Source organism: Candidatus Palauibacter sp., from assembly GCF_965216145.1.
Lineage (GTDB): Bacteria > Gemmatimonadota > Gemmatimonadetes > Palauibacterales > Palauibacteraceae > Palauibacter.
The window spans coordinates 2,766,507-2,783,788 of sequence record NZ_OZ244149.1; the positions used below are offsets into that span (position 1 = coordinate 2,766,507).

Below are 17,282 nucleotides of genomic sequence, written 5' to 3' on the forward strand. Positions count from 1 at the left end.
CGGCGCCCTGCGCTGTTAGGGGGTGCCCATGGCTGGACCGGCCGAAGGAAGACGCATGGGAAGAGTGCAGATCGACGTCAAAGTGGACGAAGCCCCGAGGAACGCCGCGGAAGGCTCTTGCAAGCCCCGGGGTCTCGTCATGAAACACGTCGTCCAGGAAGCGCTCCTCGATCGTCTCGAGGAACTGGAGGACATCGAGGATCTGAAGAAGATCCGACACGAACCGACCCGGCCGTTGGCCGATCTGCTCAGGGAACTCAGGCTCGATGGCGGGCTGTGATGTCGGGATCTCTCGAACCGCGAGGAGCAGCTTCGCGAGCTGGCGCGAGCGGACCAGGAGCGCGTGGCGCGCAAGATGTCGGCTCTGGCGGACGATCCGTTCCCGAGAGGAGCGAGAAAGCTCTCGGGCTACGACGATGTCTTCCGCGTCCTCGTGGACAGATATCGGATTCTCTACCGCGTAGCCGAGGCCGCGCTGATCATCGTCGTCCTGAAGGCCGGAAACCATAGCGCCGCACACCGATAATCCCGATTTGTCCGATCCCGGCACAGAGCCGGCCTGACCGGCGAACATGCGGGCACCGATGGGGTCGGTCTGGTCTCCGCCGACGGTCACTTCGAGTATGTGGATGGAATCGCCTGGGCGCGTATCCCGGCAACACGATTATTCGGGAGGACCTTCGATGGTAATGACGCGACGTGAATTCGCGGGAACCTCGCTCGCCGCCGCGGGAGCTGCGGCGCTCCCGGCTCTGGGGGCCACGGCATGCACGGGGGAGATCCGGCCCTCGCCGGACTCCGAAGGCGCCGCCGCCGAACGTGCGGCCCGGCCCGGGCGGTTGCTCATCCTGGGAGGCACCGGTTTCATCGGCCCCCACATGGTGCGGCGCGCCCTCGAGCGGGGACATGAGGTTACCCTCTTCAACCGCGGGCGCACGAATCCCGGTCTCTTCCCCGGTGTCGAGACGCTCATCGGGGACCGCGACGGGGCTCTCGACGCGCTGCGGGGGAGGGAATGGGACTACGTCATCGACAACAGCGGCTACGTCCCCCGCCTCGTGCGCGACTCGGCCAACCTCCTGCGCGATGCCGTCGGCCGCTATCTGTTCACCTCCACCGGCTCCGTGTACGACTTCGATCAGGATGAACTGCCGGAAGATGCCGGACTCCTCGAGGTGACCGACCCCGAGAGCGAGGATGTGGGGCGGTACTACGGGCCGCTCAAGGTGATGTGCGAGGAAGCGGTGCGGGAGATCTTCGGCGACCGCGGCACGATCGCGCGCCTCCACGTCGTCGCGGGCCCCGGAGATCCCACCGACCGCTTCACGTACTGGCCGGTCCGGATCCACAACGGGGGCGAGGTGATCGCGCCGGGCGACATGGACAACCCGGTCCAGTTCATCGACGTGCGGGACCTGGCCGAGTTCAACATGCACCTGCTGGAGCAGGACACCGGCGGGATCTTCAACGCGGCCGGGCCGACGCTCGACGAGACCCGCATGGACGAGTTCCTGTATGGCATCCGCGCGGTCACGACGTCGCGCGTGTCGTTCACCTGGGTGGACGAGGACTTCCTCGCGAACCGCGAGCCGCCCGCGCGCTACCCCCTCTGGTACTCCCAGAACGGGCCGGCGAGAGCACTGGCGCGCGTGCGGTCGCACCGGGGCGTCGAGGCGGGTCTCAAGTTCCGCCCGCTCGCGGTCACGGCGCGTGAGACCCTGGACTGGTTCCTGAGCGAACCCGAGGAGCGCCGCCAGCAACTCCAGCTGAACCTCGAGCGCGACGCCCGGATCCTCGAAGCGTGGACGCGCCTCGGGGGGGCGGACTCATGACGGGCGCGCCGGGATCGGGCCAGCCCGCGAGCGTGGACCAGTCGGACCGGATCGTCCCCATCAACCTGCGCCAGAGCGGACGGACGCCGGTCGAGATGCTCATCTCCACCCGGGTCCGGAAGTCGCCCTACTGGCACCTGTCGCACCTGGCGGGCTGCTGGCGGGCCACCGTCTACAACCGCATCTACCACCCCCGCGGCTACGCGCGGCCCGAGGACGGGGGCGCGGCGGCGGAACACGAGGCGCTCACCCACCGCGTTACGCTGTGGAACGTCGCCGTGGAGCGGCAGATCCGCGTCAGGGGACCGGACGCCGAGGCGTTCACGGACCATGTGATCACGCGCGACGCGACCCGGATCGAGCCGATGCGCGCGAGGTACGTCATCCTCTGCAACGAGCGCGGCGGCATCCTCAACGACCCGGTGCTGCTGCGGCTCTCCGACGACGAGTTCTGGTTCTCGCTGGCCGACTCCGACCTCCTGTTCTGGCTTCAGGGCGTGAACGTCGGCCTCGGGGTGGAGGTGGAGATCGACGAGATCGATGTCTGTCCGCTGCAGGTACAGGGGCCGAGGTCGCTCGATCTCATGGTCGACCTCGTGGGCGGGGCCGTCCGGGACATCCCCTACTACGGGCTCCTGGAGGCGGAGATCGCGGGCTGCTCCGTCGTGGTCTCGCAGACCGGGTTCTCGGGGGAGAAGGGGTACGAAATCTATCTCCGGGACACGACGCTGCACGCGGGGACGTTGTGGCGAGCGCTGCTGGAGGCGGGAGAGGCGCACGGGCTGATGGTCACGGCCCCCGGCCACCAGCGCCGCATCCAGGCCGGGATCCTGTCGTGGGGGCAGGACATCGACCACGAGACGAGCCCGTTCCAGTGCAACCTCGCCTACCAGGTGCCGCGCGAGAAACCCGGCGACTACATCGGGCGGGCCGCGCTGGAGCGCCAACGGGCCGAGATCGAGGCCGGGCGCTCACCGTTCGCCCTTGTCATGGTGGGGCTGAAGATGGGCGGCAGGCCGATCGACGACTACGCGCCCGACTTCTGGCTCGTGTCGGACGCGGACGGCGGCGACCCGGTCGGCTACATCACCTCCCCGTGGTACGCGCCCGAGCTGGGCTGCAACATCGCGCTCGGGTACGTGCCGCCCGCCGCATCCGCCATCGGCACGGAACTCGCGGTGTGGCTCCCCGACGAGTACGCGAGCGATCCGGCCCGGCCCGATCCGGCCCGCGTATGCGAGGTCCCGTTCCGCCCTTCGGTGAACCCGAGCGCCCGTGAGGTCGCCCTCGCCCGGGGCCGCGACGCCGCCCTTTAGCGGGTCATGATCTCATGCGGGCGCCGGACGGGTCGAAGAGAGCGGTGTCGGCGGCGACGGTCACCGGGAAGGTTTCGTTCATGTAGAGGGCCCGGAGCCGCGTTCCGGGGGCGGCGAATTCCGGCGGCAGGTACGCCATGAGGAGGTACTTCCCCACGGAGGGGCCCATCCCCGCCGACGTGACGCGGGACTCCCTTCCGCGGGCGTCGACGATGCGCTCCCCGTCCGGCCCCAGCAGCGGCTCGTTGCCTCCGGTGGGGAAGCGGGCGAGGCCGGAGGCGTCGGCGTGGCTGTCCATGGTGAGCGTGCGGAGCACCGCGGCGGGGCCCGCCTCCCGGGCCTCGAGGTACGCGGCCCGGCCGATGAAGTCCGCCCGCTTCACGCGGGGCCGCGCCAGGCCCGCCTCCACCGGCGAGTACTCCGACGTGAGTTCGGCCCCCATGAGGGCATATCCCTTCTCCATGCGGCCCGTGGTGCCGTAGACGCCGGCGCCCACCGGACGCAGGCCGAACGCCCGGCCCGCCTCCCACACGGCGTCCCACATCCGGGGCGCGAGCGGCGCCGCCACGTAGATCTCCCACCCGCTCTCCCCCACATACGAGATCCGGCACATCGTGGTGGGAATCCCGTCCAGCGGGACGTCGCGCACCGAGGCGTAGGGGAACGCGGCCTGCGACAGCTTCGCCCCGGAGATCGTCCCCAGCAGCGCCTCCGCCCGGGGGCCCCACACGCCCAGCGCGCACATCCCCTCCGACAGATCCTCGAAGCGGACGGAGCCAGCGTCCGGCAGGTGTTTACGGAACCAGGCCGCATCGCGCGCGCCATCGAAGGCGCCGGTCACGATGCGGAAATGGTCCGCCGCCAGCCTCTGGATGGTGAGGTCGGCCCGAAACCCCCCGTCCGGGGTCAGGAGCGGCGTGTAGATGGACGTTCCGGGCGGCCGGTCGCATGCGTTGGCCGCCATCCCCTCCAGATAGGCGAGCGCCCCGGGGCCCGACACATCGAAGATCTGGAACGCACCCAGGTCGACGACGCCGACCTTCTCGCGCAGGTGCAGGTGCTCGGCCTCGATGATGGGAGACCACCACCGGCGGTCCCACTCGTGCGGCCGCTCGGCCACGCCGTACCGTTCGACCAGCCCGGCGTTCGACTCGTACCACTGCGGGCGCTCCCAGCCGCGGGCCTCGTAGTACACCGCCCCCAGGGCCTCGGTGCGGGCGTGGAGCGCCGAGTAGTTCACCCCGCGGCCGGATTCCCACTGCTCGCGCGGGTGTACGATCCCGTACGTCTTGTTGAAGTGCTCCCGGGCGCGGGCCCGCACATGCCGGCGGGTGCGCTCGTGCGGCTGGAAGCGGGTGACGTCCGACCCGTGCGGGTCGCACAGGCGGGGATGGCCGTGCGTGATCCACTCGGCCATGAGGCGCGCCGCCCCCGGGCCCTCCTTGATCCACACGGCCGCCGCCGACCACAGGTTGGCCACCTCGGCGGTCTCTCCCAGCACCGGCTGCGCGTCGGGCGTGAGGGAGAGCAGGCCGTTGATGGCGTATCCGATCTCCGCGCCCTCGAGCAGCTCTCCCATGATCTCGCGCGCCCTCGCGAACTGGGGAGCGAAGTCGTCCCCCGTGAACGGCATCTCGGTGGGCGAGAGTTCCGACGCCTCGCGCGAGGGGATCTCCTCGGGGCGCACGAGGATGGGACGGTGCGCGTAGGATCCGACCTCCATCGCTTCGTGGCTCTGGCGCTCGTACATGAACGCGTCCATGTCGCGCACGATGGGGTGGCCGATCTCGTTGCCGGTGGCGAGGAGGACGTCGACCGGGCCGAGGTCCGCCATCTGGTGTACCGCCGGCGTGAGCGGAATCGAGGCGCCGGCCATCTCCGCGACGAGAGGGCTCCACACGCCGCAGGCGATGACCGCGTGCTCGACCTCGATGCGGCCGCGCGCGGTGAGGACGGCCCGCAGGCGCCGCCGGCCGCGGCGCAGGGCCGCGACCTCGAGTCCCGTAACCGCCGTGTTGTCCAGGACCGTGAGCGCGCCGCGGGACAGGGCCCGCTCCCGCATGAGGGTTCCGGCCCGCACGGCGTCGACCACGGACACGGACGGGGTCCAGAAGCCGCCCACGATGACGTCGGGGTTCACGAACGGGATCCGCTCGGCCACCTCCCCCGGCGTGAGCAGCTCGGCTTCGATACCCCACGCCCGCGCCGAGGTCATGCGGCGACGCAGCTCCTCCATCCGGGCCTCGGTGCGGGCGACCTCGGCGCCGCCGCACGTCGTCTGCACGCCGAGCGCCTCGTACTGCCGCTGGCTCTCCAGCGTCAGCATCGCGACCTCGCGGTCGTGATCGGTGGGGAAGATGAAATTCGATGCGTGGCCGGTGGAGCCGCCGGGGTCGGGCAGCGGGCCCTTGTCGATGAGGACGAGATCGTCCCAGCCTCGCCGGGCGAGGTGTTCGACCAGGCAACTGCCGACGATGCCGGCCCCGATGACGGCGACGCTCGCCGCGGTCGGTTGTGGCGCGCGTCCGCTCACGGTTCCCCAAGCGCCATGCGGCGCCGGCGACGGGCGGCTTGCCGAAACGGCTCGCCGCCCGTCCGGCGTCAGCGTCGCGGCGGAATCCGAATCGGGTCGCCCAGATCCGGCATGACGCCGAGGTCGCCCAGCAGCACCTCGAGCGCCGGCATCCTTGCGGTCAGAAGCGCGTTGATGCGGTCCGCGACCGGCGGCAGCGCCTCCCAGGCCCGATCGATCTGGTACATCTGATCCGCCGTAGGCTCGCCGGACCACCCTTCCATCTGCGAGATCCCGGTCCCCCCGGCGGCGTCACCGAGGTCGTCACCGATCTCCTCGAGTTCGCCGGAGATCTCCTCGGCCATCGCCTCGATCCGCTCGCGATCGCCCTCGCCGACCTCCGCCTCGTCCAGCAGCGCCCGGATCTCGTCCAGCCGACCGTTCATGGCGCCGATCCGCTCCCGCGCGTCGCGCGCCGGGGCGGCAAGCGCATGGGCGCGCATCATCGCGTCCTGCCGCGCCACGAGCGCCGCCTGGCTGGCCTCGCGCCGCGGATCGAGCCGCACGCCGACGTCTGTCGTCTGACTCTCGCCGCCGACTGTGAGGCGCACCGTGTAGGTGCCCGGGAGCACGCGCGGCCCCGCGCCCGGCGGAGGTCCGCGCCGGAAGCCGCCCCCGCCCCCTCCGTCCGTCTCGAAAGCGGGATCGACGCGGAAGTCCCACACGACCTCGTTCAGCCCCGCCTCCCCGGAAGCGTCCATCGTGCGCAGGACATCGGCGCCGTCGAGGATCTCGAGGCTGGCTCCGTCCGAGTCGACCCCCTCGCCCAGGTAGTAGCGGAGGGCGATCCCCGCCACGGGGTTGGGCGCGATGAAGGTGGCGGGCTGGAAGGGCCAGTCCATCCCCATCGACCACATCGTGCCACGCCGGGCGCCGAGCAGCTGGAAGTCCGAGGCGAACATGTCGGCGGCCATCTCCTCCAGAGGCGTGATGTCGTCCAGAATCCAGATGCTGCGCCCGTGCGTCCCCACGACGAGGTCGTTCTCGCGCGGGTGGATCGCGATGTCGTCCACCGGGACCACCGGCAGGTTGTTCACCATCCGCGCCCACGACTCGCCGGCGTCGATCGACAGGTAGACGCCGATCTCGTTTCCGAGGAAGAGGAGGTCCGGGTTGCGGGGGTGCTCCCTGATCACGTTCACCGACCACCCGTCGGGGAGGCCGGCCGTGATCCGCCGCCAACTCGCGCCGTGGTCCTCGCTCACGTAGGCGTACGGCGCGTAGTCGTCGTTCCGGTGCCCGTCGAACGTCACGTACACCCGTCCGTCCACCGCGGAGGAGGTCTCGAGGCGGCTCACGTAGGTTCGGGGCGGTACCCCGGGGACCTGGTCGATCACGTTCGTCCACATGGCCCCGCCGTCGAGCGTCACCTGCAGGTTGCCGTCATCCGTCCCCACGTAGAGGGCGTCGGGCGAATGCTTCGACTCGGCGAACGCCGTGATGTTGCCATAGTTCGAGATTCCGTCGTTGTCCGACAGCGTCTCGTCCGTCACGACCCGGCCCATGATCTCCAGCGTGTCGCGGTCGATCGCCTTCGTGAGATCCGGGCTCGCCTCCTCCCACGTCGTGCCGCGGTCCCTCGACCTCATGAGGTGGTTCCCGCCCAGATAGATCGTCGCCCGGTCGTGGCGCGAGATCGCGAACGGGGAGTCCCAGTTGAACCGGTAGCGGCGCGGCTCGTCGTCCTCCGCTTCGTCTCCCGTCGGACGCGGCACGGGGCGGAGCGACTGCCCCTCGCGCGAGGCCACGTCGATGCGCGCCATGTTCCCGCCCTGCGACTCCGAGAACATGATGTTGGGATCCATCGGGTCGGAGTGGTTGTGGAACCCGTCCCCGAACCATACGTGCCACCATTCGCGGTTCCGCACGCCCCACGTCGACTGCGTGCGGTGCGGCGCGCACCAGTTCCCGTTGTCCTGCAGCCCCCCGCACACGTTGTAGGGGTCGCTCATGTCGACGTCGATCTCGTAGAACTGGCCGATCGCCATGTTGCGGATCGAGCGCCACGTCACCGCCCCGTCGCGCGAGAAGGACAGCCCGCCGTCGTTCCCGTCGATCAGGTGGTTCGAGTCGTTCGGGTTGATCCACAGCGCGTGGTGGTCGGAGTGGATCTGGTCCGTCGCGTTCCCCGGCCACCAGGTCCGCCCGCCGTCGTCCGAAGCCGAAGCCTGGACGCCGGCGATGTAGATCCGTTCGGGGTTGTTGGGATCGATCCTGATGAGGGAGAAGTACATCGGACGCGGGTTGCGGTCGCTCATCATCTCCCACGACTCGCCGCGGTCGGTGGAGCGGTACACACCCTGACCCTCGCGCGCCTCGACGATCGCGTACACGAGGTTGCCGTCCCGCCGGTAGACGTCGAGCCCGACACGGCCCAGTTCGCCCTCCGGGAGCCCTTCCTCCAGCCGGGTCCAGGAGTCCCCGCCATCCGTCGTGCGCCAGATGCCCGAGCCGCCGCCCCCGGCCGCGAAGCCGAAGCCCGTCCGCTGCCGCTGGTAGGTCGCGGCGAAGAGCGTGTTCGGGTCGTTGTGATCCATGACGAGGTCGATGATTCCGGTGTGTTCATCGATATGGAGGACGTTCTCCCACGTCTCGCCGCCGTCCGTCGTCTTGAACAGGCCGCGCTCCTCGTTGGACCCCCAGAGGTGGCCGACCGCCCCGACGTAGACGACGTCCGGGTCGCGCGGGTCGATCCTGATGCGGCTGATGTGCCGTGTGTCCTCGAGTCCCACGTGCGTCCAGGTGCCGCCCGCGTCCGTCGACTTGAACACACCGACCCCCCACGGCGAACTCTGCCGGTTCGCCGGCTCGCCCGTCCCCACCCACACCACGTTGGGGTTGGACGGGGCCACGCTCACCGCCCCGATCGAGGCCGTGGGCTGGTCGTCGAACACGGGATCCCACGTCATCCCGTCGTTCGTCGTCTTCCACACGCCCCCGGCGCCGAGGCCGACGTAGAAGGTGCGCGGGTCGCTCTCGACCACCGCGAGATCCGCAACGCGGCCGCCCATGATGGCGGGCCCCATCTCCCGAAAGTCGAGCACCGAGGCCGCGTCGGCCGCCTGCGCCGAAGCCGTCTGGGCTGCGGCGACGGCGGGGAATAACGCTCCCAGCGACAGCGAGAGGGGAACGAGAAGGGTGACGGAGAAGCGAGAGCACCGTTCGAACTTCGACTGGAACGCCATCGGAACCTCCGGGGTGACGGCGGCTGACTGCGGCGAAACGGGACAATCCGCACAGTGGTCCGCCCCTTGCTCACCGCGCAAGACATCGCCGACGGACATTGATGGATAGAATGACGGGATAGCCGTCATTTTGACGGGCATTGTGACGATTGCAACGGATGATAGCAAATGATAGCTTAGGGGGCGCTACCCCTCCCGGGCCGAGGAGATGTCATGGGAAAAGTACAGATAAACGTCCGCGTGGATGCCGCGGTGAAGAACGCAGTGGAAGGCTACTGCCGGCCCAGGGGCGTGGCCATGAATCACTTCGTTCAGGAAGCGCTCCTGGATCGCCTTGAGGAACTCGAGGACATTGAGGATCTGAAGAAGATCCGACACGAACCTACCCGGCCGTTGGCCGATGTACTCAGGGAACTAAAGCTCGATGGCGCGCTATGATGTCGAGATCTCTCGAACCGCCGAGAAACAGCTTCGCAAGCTGCCGCGAGCCGATCAGGAACGCGTAGCGCGCAAGATGTCCGCCCTGGCGGACGACCCGTTCCCCGCGGGGACGCGAAAGCTCACGGGATACGATGATGTTTTCCGCGTCCGGGCGGGAAGATATCGGATTCTCTACAGCGTGGCGGAAGCCGCGCTGGTCATCATCGTTCTGAAGGTCGGACACCGCCGGGACGTATACCGGCGGCCGTAACGACCGGGCCGCGTTGCGGGTGGTGCACCGAGTGCTCTCCGCCGTGTCACTCTCCTCGCCGTCTGGAGTGTCGATGTAGAGTTCGACACGGGCGTCGCGCTGTCGGACTACATGGTTGAAGCCAACTCCCGAGATCCCCGCTCCCGCCCCAACCCAGCCCGCGGTGCCGGGGCTGATGGCAATCTACGAAAGAGACTTGACCGTCTGGATGGCCGATTTTGCGACAAAATCGTCCATATCATGGCCGATATTGCGACAAAACCGTCCATATACATCATAAATCTTGTTACAACGCTTGATATCTACGGATCGACACCATACCCTTCGTCGACCTTGTGGCGAAGCCCGATAGCATCGTAAGCGGCGGGGGCAGGATTGCCGAGCGTTGACGACATCCGAGGCATGCTGGCCCTCACGGGATGGTGGAGCAAGCCGCGCTCGTGGGTTCTGGGCGACCGCGATCTCCGCCAAGCGGCCCGGGCACCGTTCGACTACTCGGCCAACGTACTTGACGATCTTCGGCCGGGTGGCCTCTACCTGCTCCGGGGACCCAGACGGGTCGGAAAATCCGTCGAGGTCAAGAAGACGATCAAGCGCCTCATCGGGGAGGGTCGCGATCCCCGTTGCATCGTTCACTTCGCCGCCGATGGCCTGTCGGCGGCGGACCTCCGGCGAATCGTAGATGTCGCCGCCGAATTCACGCCGCCGGACGGGCGGCGTTACTGGTTCTTCGACGAAATTACCTCCGTCGCCGACGGGTGGCCTGCCGCCATCAAGTGGCTGCGGGACAACGACTCCCGCTTCGGCGACGACACGGTCGTTCTCACGGGGTCGTCGGCTGCGGATCCGGGTGAAGCCGTCAGGGCCCTCGCCGGACGGCGCGGCGGCGTCCCGGATCCCGACCGCGTCCTCCTGCCGATGTCCTTCCGGGCCTTCGTACGTGCACGATCGGACGTCGATCTGCCGGAGGACATCCCCCCGCTCTCCGTGGCGCATCTCACCCCCTCCGTCCTGCGGGAGCGGGTTCGCACCCTCGCGCCGTGGCTGAACCAGCTCGTCGAGCAGTGGGATGCCTACATCCGCGTAGGCGGCTTCCCGCAGGCCGTCTCCGCCGCCGCGGCCGGTGACGACTCCTCCGGGGAGCTGTGCCGCGACCTCTTCCAGGTCATCCACGGTGAGGCGTTCGCGCGAGCGGCGTGGTCGCAAGCCCAGTCGGCGGCGTTCACGACACGGCTGGCGAAAGGGCTCGCCTCTCCGACGAACCGCCATGACATCGCAACCGACCTCGGGACCTCGCGCCAATCCGTCGGCCGCCGGATCGCCGCGCTGCGGGAGGCGTTCGTTGTCTGGCCCTGCTATCCGGAGCGCTCCCTCCGCCCCGCGCTTCGGTCCCAGGAGAAGACGTACTTCGCCGACCCCGTCTACGCCCGCCTCTTCCCCCAGGCCGTGCCGCCCGATCCCGGCCCCATGTCGGAGCAGCAACTGGGCGTGGTGCTCGTCCGATCGTTCCTGCGCGAAGACCCCGCCTCGTACCTGAACTTCGATTCGGTTCTCTATCACCGAACGGGAGGGCGACGAGAGATCGACTTCGTGGGACCGGCGTTCGGCGACCTGGCCGTCGAGTCCAAGTATGTGGACGGCGAGCGGTGGACTCGCGGGGCGGGCGTGATCCGGGGATCGAAGTGGCGCGGCCTCGTGGCGACGCGGCGGGCGCTGGACACCCGCGACCCCGACCTCATCGCGCTCCCGACCGGGATGCTGGCGTGGCTCATCGGAGGGTGAAGTGGTGAGAGACCCGTTGTACCGACAGATCGAGCAGCGCCTCGGAGAAAGACTCGATCCCCACCTCTTCGAGCGGTGTGCGGTGGAGTTGCTTCGGGAGGTGTACCCGGGACTGGTTCCTGTCACCGGCGGCGACGACGGCGGCATGGATGGCGCCATCCCGGACGAGGACGGCGACGCTCTCCCCTTGATCGCGACCACGGCGGCGAAGGACAAAGTTCTCGGAAACGTGACCCGCAACCTGGAGTCCTATCGGCGCGCCGGGGGGTCGGCCACGGAGGCGGTCGTGGCGACTTCACGGGAGCTGACACCGCGGAAACGGCGGAACCTTGAGGCTCGCGCCCGGCAGTTGGGCTTCACCCTTCGCAACATCCACGACCGCGACGACTTCACGGGCAGACTGTACCGCAACTCGAAGTGGCGTCTCGAACTCCTGGGTTTGCCAGGGACTCCTCCCGCGCTCTCGGCGATCCCCCGTTTGGTGGGCCCCCGTCGGACCGGCGAACTCATCGGACGGGACAACGAACTCGACCGGTTGCGCCGGCACCGGGGTGACGTCGTCGTCGTCGGACAGCCCGGAGTCGGAAAGACCGCGTTGTTCGAGACGCTGGCCAGGGAAGACCGCGGCCTGTTCGTGGTCTCGGACGATCCCGGCAGGATCGCCGACGCCTTCAGGGACAACCCCGTAAGCCTACTCTTCGTTGATGATGCTCACTTCAACGAGCCGCTCATCGATCTCTTGGCTCGGCTGCGGGAGGAGCCCGGGTTCGACTTCAAGATCTGCGCGTCCACTTGGCCGAACCGGGCCGAGGCGGTGGAAGGGCAGCTGTACCTGCGCCGGGAGGAGCGCATGGCCGTGAATGGCCTTGCCCGCGACCAGGTCGCTCAGCTTATTCGTCGCGAGGAGCCGCGACTCCCCGAAGACGTAATCGGCGAGATCCTCAACCAGAGCGACGATCCGCCGGACGAAGTGCTGCAGGTGACGGGTTCCTGTCGGCCGGGCCTGGCAATGACTTTGGCGCGTCACACGGACCTGAGGGGAATCGAGCCCCTCGTCCAAGGTGGGTTGCTGCTCGAGGGCTTGCGGCGCGATGCCCGGCTGTCGGGGACGGAACTCGACTACGTGGCGACATTGGGTCTGGGTGGCGAGGCCGGCATGCGGAAGGACGTCGCAGCGCGGGCGCTGAACCAGCCGGAAGTCAAGCTGCGGCAAGCCCTGAAGAAGTTGTCCGGCACGGGCACCCTCACGGAAACGTGGCGGGGGGCCCTCGCTGTGAGACCGGCGGCGCTACGACACGCCTTGATGGCGCGAACCTACTTCTCGGGCGCGCTGCGCCTGCGTCCGGAGGCGGCACTGCAAGGCGTGGAGGATGCCGTTGCGTGCACCGAAGCCCTGCTCGATGCGCTCGCGCGTGGCGGCGCCATACCGCACCAGCTCATCCGGGATCGGCTCGGGGCACACAGGAAGGCGCATGTCGGCAACCGACCGCTCGACCTGTACGCGGCGACGGGGGCCGAGGGGGCACGGTGGGTGTTGGAGAACTACCCCGACCGGGCGTCGTCGATCGCCACCGATGCACTGACGTTCGCGCCCGAGTGGGCCCTCGGCAGGCTCATCTCTCTGGCGATCGGGTCCGAGTGCGGATCCCGCGACCGCCGCTGGGAGACGGAGTTCCGCGGCGGGTTCTGTGCGCTTGAGCAAACGCGTTCGGGGGACCTCGTTGGGAAGATCGGCGCCTGGGTGCGGGCGGGACGGCCGGGTTCCGACGCAGCGGACCGTCGCCGCCGACTCCTCCGCGCGCTGGCGGAGCACGGGGAGTTGGTTGAGGGTCGCGAATCAGCCGCCGAACTCGTTCGCGCGTGTTTCTCGCTCGGCTTCCTCCGCATGCGGGGAGATCCCGTGAGCGTTGAGAAGTTCACGATGGGGATGGGCTCGCTCACGGAGGACGATGTCCTGCGTCTGGCACGCCTTTGGCCGGAGGGGATGGAACTGCTCCGCAATCTCGGGGATGCGGGAATCCGATGCGCGCGGAGCGTGATCCGGCGCTGGGTCGCCGGTCCCCGCGTACCCGGTGAACTGCCGGAGACCAGCGTCGCGTCGCGAGCCGAAGTCGCCCGGATGCTTGAGTTGGCGTTGGATGCGTGGGTAGAGCCGGGTTTCCTGCACTGGGCGCACGGCATCGTGCGTGAGCACAAGCTGCACGTGGCGCTGCCGAAGGTTGGCGATCGAACCGTTGTCCAGCTGTTCCCCACGCTCGATCAACGTCTGTCAGACCCCGCAGCCCGACACTTCGATGCCGCCGCCCACCGGTTCGCCGGAGAGTGGCGCCGCGAAGAGCCGGGAGTCGTGGCCGAACGCATGCTGCGCCTGAAACGCGAAGGTAAGCTCAGCGGCCACCACGGGACGCGTCCGCTGGACCTGATCGCGGTTCAACTGGCCGAACTTGTTGATGATCCGTCCGCATGGTTGGGGGAGTTCACCAAGCGCGCGGCGCCGGGCGCCTGGGTCGGCCCGTTCCTGGCCGCGGCCGTCGCCGACGATCCGTCGGGCGAAGCCCCCTGGACGACGCTGAACCGTCATGATCCGGATGGGGCGTACGCGTGGGTGAGCCTCCAGGTCGGTCTGCGGCTCCGCAACCTACCCGTCGCGGCCGTGCATCACGTAGTGGCTGCGGCGCGAAAACAAGCCGGTTTCCTGCGGGACGCCGCGCCTTGGCCCGATGTGCCGGATGAGTGGAAGCTGCGGCTGCTGAAGGACTCGGACCGAACGGTTCGCGGGGAAGTGGCCGCCGCCCTGTGGGATCTCCACCATCGGAAGCGCCCGCCCGGCGTCGTAGGCGTGCTCTGGGAGGACGCCACGGTGACGTGTGGCGCCGCCGACCAGCTGCACGATGTGGTCGGATCGGATCGGCGTGCGGCCTTGGCCTGGCTGCTCCATGAGGCGGAAGAGAGCTCGCGGCGGAAGTATGAAGGCCCGGAGAGGGCCGAGGAGCTGCTGGAGGAGACATCGTCCGTGGGGAAGACCATCGCGCAGCTGCTGGCGGAGAGCGAGACCCTCTATTCACTGGATACCGAACTTGTCGTTGCGGCACGGGAGACCATTCGGTCGGAGGACCGGCGCAGGCTCATTCGCGACATTCCGGCCGAAGCAGACCCCAGGTTCTTCGGATATCTGGTGGGAGGCGACCGTGATCTCTACGCCGCCCTCTTCGCTCGACGCGCCCCGCAGGAGGCGCACCTGGCTCCACTGCGGACGGAACCGCCGCCGGCCAACCTCGACGAACTGGCCCGGCTGGCCATGGAGCACGGCTACACCCAAGCCGACCTGGGGCACCGACCGTCGTAGTCCAAGAGGCCAGCATGGCGTGACCTCCAGAGAATCGCGGATGACAAAATGACGGGACAGTCGTCATTTTGACGGTCATTATGACGACGTTGCCGCGATTCCTCGCTCTTCTGCGGGGCAGCTTCTTCCTCTTCGGGCGCACCACGGTCGCGGGTTGTTTCGCTGATAGCGAACGTAGTACAATGTGTGACATGAAGACTTCGACCGTAACCATCAGGATAGACCCGCAGCTTGCGGGCCGGCTGGACCGTGCCGCCAGACGGAGTGGCCGGAGCAGGAGCGCGTTCGTCCGGGACGCCCTTGAGCGGCAGCTCGCCCTGGACAAGCTGGCCGGTCTTCGCCGCCGGATCACACCTTTCGCGGAAGCCCGGGGATATCTGACGGACGAGGACATCTTCCGCGAAGTTTCTTGAGGATATTCCTCGACACCAACGTCCTGGTCAGCGCGCTGGCGACGCGCGGGATGTGCGCCGATGTCCTCCGGGTCGTCACGGCAAACCACTCACTGCTGGTGAGCGAACACGTGATCCAGGAGTTGCGGCGGGTCCTTCGCGACAAGCTCGGCGTCCCTCTCGACACGATAGAGGCGGCCGAAGCGTTCCTGCGCGCGGAGGGAGTTGTCGCCGGCAGGGCGGAACCACTCGGCATCGAGTTCAACGATCCGGACGATGTCCCGGTACTCGAGGCGGCCGTGGCGGAAAATGCCGATGTCCTCGTCACGGGAGACCGGGACCTCCTCGAGATTGCCGATGACGTACCGGTGGCGATCGTGACCCCCCGCGGTCTCTGGGAAGCCCTGACGTCGGTCACGTGATCACCGAGATGTGCGGCGAGAGGCCCTTGTCTCGCCGTGATCGGGCAAGTCAGTTGGCCTCCATGTTCCAGTGGAGCGTGAAGAGGTTCCTGCGGCAGGGGATCGGGCACTATCGGACTGCCCGCCTGCTGGCCGCCGTATCGCTCGCGGCCCTCCCGTCCGTCGCCGCGTCCGCGGTTCCTGCGTGCGCTCACGAGGGCGGGACCTACGCCGATGCATGTGTCACCGCGGCAGCCCCGTCCCTGCGCCCTTTTCCAGCGGACTCCGTCCTTCGGATCACGTTTCTCGACGTGGGGCAGGGGGACGCGGTGCTCGTCCAGGTGCCCAGCGGCCAGGTCGCGCTGATCGACGCCGGACGCAGCGACGTCGTTCGAATCCTCCGGCAGTTCGGGGTCAGCGAGATCGACCTGCTCGTGGCGACGCACCCGCACGCGGATCACATCGGCGGCATGGCGGGCGTGATCGCGACGTTTCCGGTCCGCTTCTACATGGACAACGGCCAGCCGCACACGACGGCGACCTACCGCCGGCTGCTGGCCGCGCTGGACGCCCGGCCGGACATCACGTACCTGGAGGCTTCGCCGCGGACGCTCACGCTCGGGGAGGTGGAGATCGAGGTGCTGCCGCTCCTCCCGCCCGGAAGTACGCAGCACAACGACCGCTCCGTCAGTCTGGTGGTGCGCTACGGGAACTTCACGGCCTTCCTCAGCGGCGATTCCGAAGTGCGGCAGCTCACCCATCTGGTCGGGCAGGGCGCCGTGCACGAGACGACCCTCCTCAAGGCCCCGCACCACGGGAGCGACAACGGCTTCACGCGGGATTTCCTCGATATGGCCCGGCCTCGCGTCGTGGTGATTTCGGTGGGACGCAACTCGTACGGCCACCCGCGGCCCGCCGCTGTGCAGGCATACGATGCGTCGGGAGCGACGGTCTTCCGTACCGACCTGCACGGCCATGTCTCGGTCAGCGGCCGCCAGAGCGGCGACTATGAGGTCGCAGTCGGTGGAAACGTGGCGCTTCGCGGCAGCGCGCGCGGCGATGAGCCGCGACTGCGGCCGGTTCCCGTCCGGGTGCCCGGTATCGACCTCGCCGCCGCGGGGGATGCCGGCATCCGGATCCGGGTCCATGCCGATGCCCCGGGCAACGATCATCGGAACCCGAATGGCGAGTACGCGGTGATCGAGAATCTCGAGTCCGAAGACCGGGCGATCGGCGGCTGGACGCTGTGCGACCGGGCGAACCACTGCTTCACTTTTCCGCCGGACGCGCTGCTGGCGGCCGGCGGGCGGCTCGTCGTCCACACCGGCTCCGGACAGGCGGACGGCACGCGGTACTACATGGGTCGGCGGCAGGCGGTGTGGAACAACAACGGCGACACCGCGACCCTCTACGACAGCGGGGGGGCGACCGTGGTCGTCTTCAACTATTGAGCGCCCCGGCGGAGTGTCTCTGGGTCGTCGACCGCCTGGAGGGGTCGATCGCCGTGGTGGTGCGCGACGATGACGAGCGTGCGGAGGATGTCCCGGTCGCCGAGCTTCCCGCCGGTAGCCGCGAAGGGTCCGTACTGCGTGTGCCCGAGCGGGATGGCCGACCCGACTGGACGGCGGCCGTACTCGACGAGGAGGCTCGTCGCGCCCGGCTCAGGGATGCGGAAGATGTCCTTGCCCGGCTCAGACGGCGCGATCCGGGCGGCGACGTCCAGTTGTAGGAGCGTCTTGAACGGCGGGTTGCTCCGGGTCTAGGA

Annotated in this window: 14 protein-coding genes; 12 read left to right on the forward strand and 2 right to left on the reverse strand. The window is 68.6% G+C overall.

Annotated elements, in window-relative coordinates; translation table 11 throughout:
- Positions 1-55 precede the first annotated feature (55 nt).
- From ACOOHF_RS11790 to ACOOHF_RS11805, 4 genes are all read left to right on the forward strand, one after another.
- Entirely contained in the window at positions 56-280 is a 225-nt protein-coding gene (locus ACOOHF_RS11790) for a hypothetical protein (RefSeq protein WP_420461820.1), read from the forward strand.
- Positions 281-319: 39 nt separating this feature from the next.
- Complete coding sequence (locus tag ACOOHF_RS11795) at positions 320-526, forward strand: type II toxin-antitoxin system RelE family toxin (RefSeq protein WP_420464366.1); 207 nt, start codon at positions 320-322, stop codon at positions 524-526.
- Between the two features lie 163 nt (positions 527-689).
- Complete coding sequence (locus ACOOHF_RS11800) at positions 690-1,832, forward strand: NAD-dependent epimerase/dehydratase family protein (RefSeq protein WP_420461821.1); 1,143 nt, start codon at positions 690-692, stop codon at positions 1,830-1,832.
- Complete coding sequence (locus ACOOHF_RS11805) at positions 1,829-3,148, forward strand: glycine cleavage T C-terminal barrel domain-containing protein (RefSeq protein ID WP_420464367.1); 1,320 nt, start codon at positions 1,829-1,831, stop codon at positions 3,146-3,148. The genes ACOOHF_RS11800 and ACOOHF_RS11805 overlap by 4 nt, the downstream gene beginning before the upstream one ends.
- A gap of 4 nt (positions 3,149-3,152) precedes the next feature.
- Here ACOOHF_RS11805 and ACOOHF_RS11810 read toward each other — a convergent pair whose 3' ends face one another.
- Together ACOOHF_RS11810 and ACOOHF_RS11815 are read right to left on the reverse strand one after the other, a co-directional pair.
- Positions 3,153-5,681 (reverse strand): GcvT family protein, encoded by a 2,529-nt coding sequence (locus ACOOHF_RS11810; protein WP_420461822.1) that lies wholly within the window; start codon positions 5,679-5,681, stop codon positions 3,153-3,155.
- Positions 5,682-5,749: 68 nt separating this feature from the next.
- Positions 5,750-8,905: a VPS10 domain-containing protein gene (locus ACOOHF_RS11815; RefSeq protein WP_420461823.1), complete on the reverse strand. Its 3,156-nt coding sequence runs from the start codon at positions 8,903-8,905 to the stop codon at positions 5,750-5,752.
- Positions 8,906-9,118: 213 nt separating this feature from the next.
- On the opposite strand from ACOOHF_RS11815, the gene ACOOHF_RS11820 reads away from it, so the two are divergent.
- From ACOOHF_RS11820 to ACOOHF_RS11855, 8 genes are all read left to right on the forward strand, one after another.
- Positions 9,119-9,343, forward strand: a complete 225-nt coding sequence (locus ACOOHF_RS11820; protein WP_419164838.1) for a hypothetical protein — start codon at positions 9,119-9,121, stop codon at positions 9,341-9,343.
- On the forward strand, positions 9,330-9,596 hold the full coding sequence (locus tag ACOOHF_RS11825) for a type II toxin-antitoxin system RelE family toxin (RefSeq protein ID WP_420461824.1): 267 nt from the start codon (positions 9,330-9,332) through the stop codon (positions 9,594-9,596). Before ACOOHF_RS11820 ends, ACOOHF_RS11825 begins: the two co-directional genes overlap by 14 nt.
- Before the next feature lie 402 nt (positions 9,597-9,998).
- A complete protein-coding gene (locus ACOOHF_RS11830; protein WP_420461825.1) occupies positions 9,999-11,378 on the forward strand; it encodes an AAA family ATPase in 1,380 nt (459 codons plus the stop codon).
- Between the two features lie 4 nt (positions 11,379-11,382).
- Positions 11,383-14,724 (forward strand): hypothetical protein, encoded by a 3,342-nt coding sequence (locus ACOOHF_RS11835; protein WP_420461826.1) that lies wholly within the window; start codon positions 11,383-11,385, stop codon positions 14,722-14,724.
- A 191-nt stretch (positions 14,725-14,915) separates the two neighbouring features.
- Positions 14,916-15,137 (forward strand): YlcI/YnfO family protein, encoded by a 222-nt coding sequence (locus ACOOHF_RS11840; RefSeq protein WP_420461827.1) that lies wholly within the window; start codon positions 14,916-14,918, stop codon positions 15,135-15,137.
- The gene (locus ACOOHF_RS11845) at positions 15,134-15,538 is read left to right on the forward strand and encodes a putative toxin-antitoxin system toxin component, PIN family (protein ID WP_420461828.1); all 405 of its coding nucleotides are present in this window, start codon (positions 15,134-15,136) and stop codon (positions 15,536-15,538) included. The genes ACOOHF_RS11840 and ACOOHF_RS11845 overlap by 4 nt, the downstream gene beginning before the upstream one ends.
- Positions 15,539-15,615: 77 nt before the next feature.
- On the forward strand, positions 15,616-16,968 hold the full coding sequence (locus tag ACOOHF_RS11850; protein ID WP_420461829.1) for a lamin tail domain-containing protein: 1,353 nt from the start codon (positions 15,616-15,618) through the stop codon (positions 16,966-16,968).
- Positions 16,965-17,246 carry a DUF3006 domain-containing protein gene (locus ACOOHF_RS11855; protein ID WP_419935055.1) on the forward strand — a complete coding sequence of 94 codons (282 nt, stop codon included), beginning with the start codon at positions 16,965-16,967 and terminating at the stop codon, positions 17,244-17,246. Before ACOOHF_RS11850 ends, ACOOHF_RS11855 begins: the two co-directional genes overlap by 4 nt.
- The last annotated feature ends 36 nt before the right edge of the window (positions 17,247-17,282 follow it).

Excerpts from the sequence above, each read along its gene's own strand:
- ACOOHF_RS11790 (WP_420461820.1), top strand. The coding sequence starts at position 56 with ATGGGAAGAGTGCAGATCGACGTCAAAGTGGACGAAGCCCCGAGGAAC.
- ACOOHF_RS11800 (WP_420461821.1), top strand. The coding sequence starts at position 690 with ATGACGCGACGTGAATTCGCGGGAACCTCGCTCGCCGCCGCGGGAGCT.
- ACOOHF_RS11805 (WP_420464367.1), top strand. The coding sequence starts at position 1,829 with ATGACGGGCGCGCCGGGATCGGGCCAGCCCGCGAGCGTGGACCAGTCG.
- ACOOHF_RS11815 (WP_420461823.1), bottom strand. The coding sequence starts at position 8,905 with ATGGCGTTCCAGTCGAAGTTCGAACGGTGCTCTCGCTTCTCCGTCACC.
- ACOOHF_RS11820 (WP_419164838.1), top strand. The coding sequence starts at position 9,119 with ATGGGAAAAGTACAGATAAACGTCCGCGTGGATGCCGCGGTGAAGAAC.
- ACOOHF_RS11825 (WP_420461824.1), top strand. The coding sequence starts at position 9,330 with ATGGCGCGCTATGATGTCGAGATCTCTCGAACCGCCGAGAAACAGCTT.
- ACOOHF_RS11830 (WP_420461825.1), top strand. The coding sequence starts at position 9,999 with ATGCTGGCCCTCACGGGATGGTGGAGCAAGCCGCGCTCGTGGGTTCTG.
- ACOOHF_RS11840 (WP_420461827.1), top strand. The coding sequence starts at position 14,916 with ATGAAGACTTCGACCGTAACCATCAGGATAGACCCGCAGCTTGCGGGC.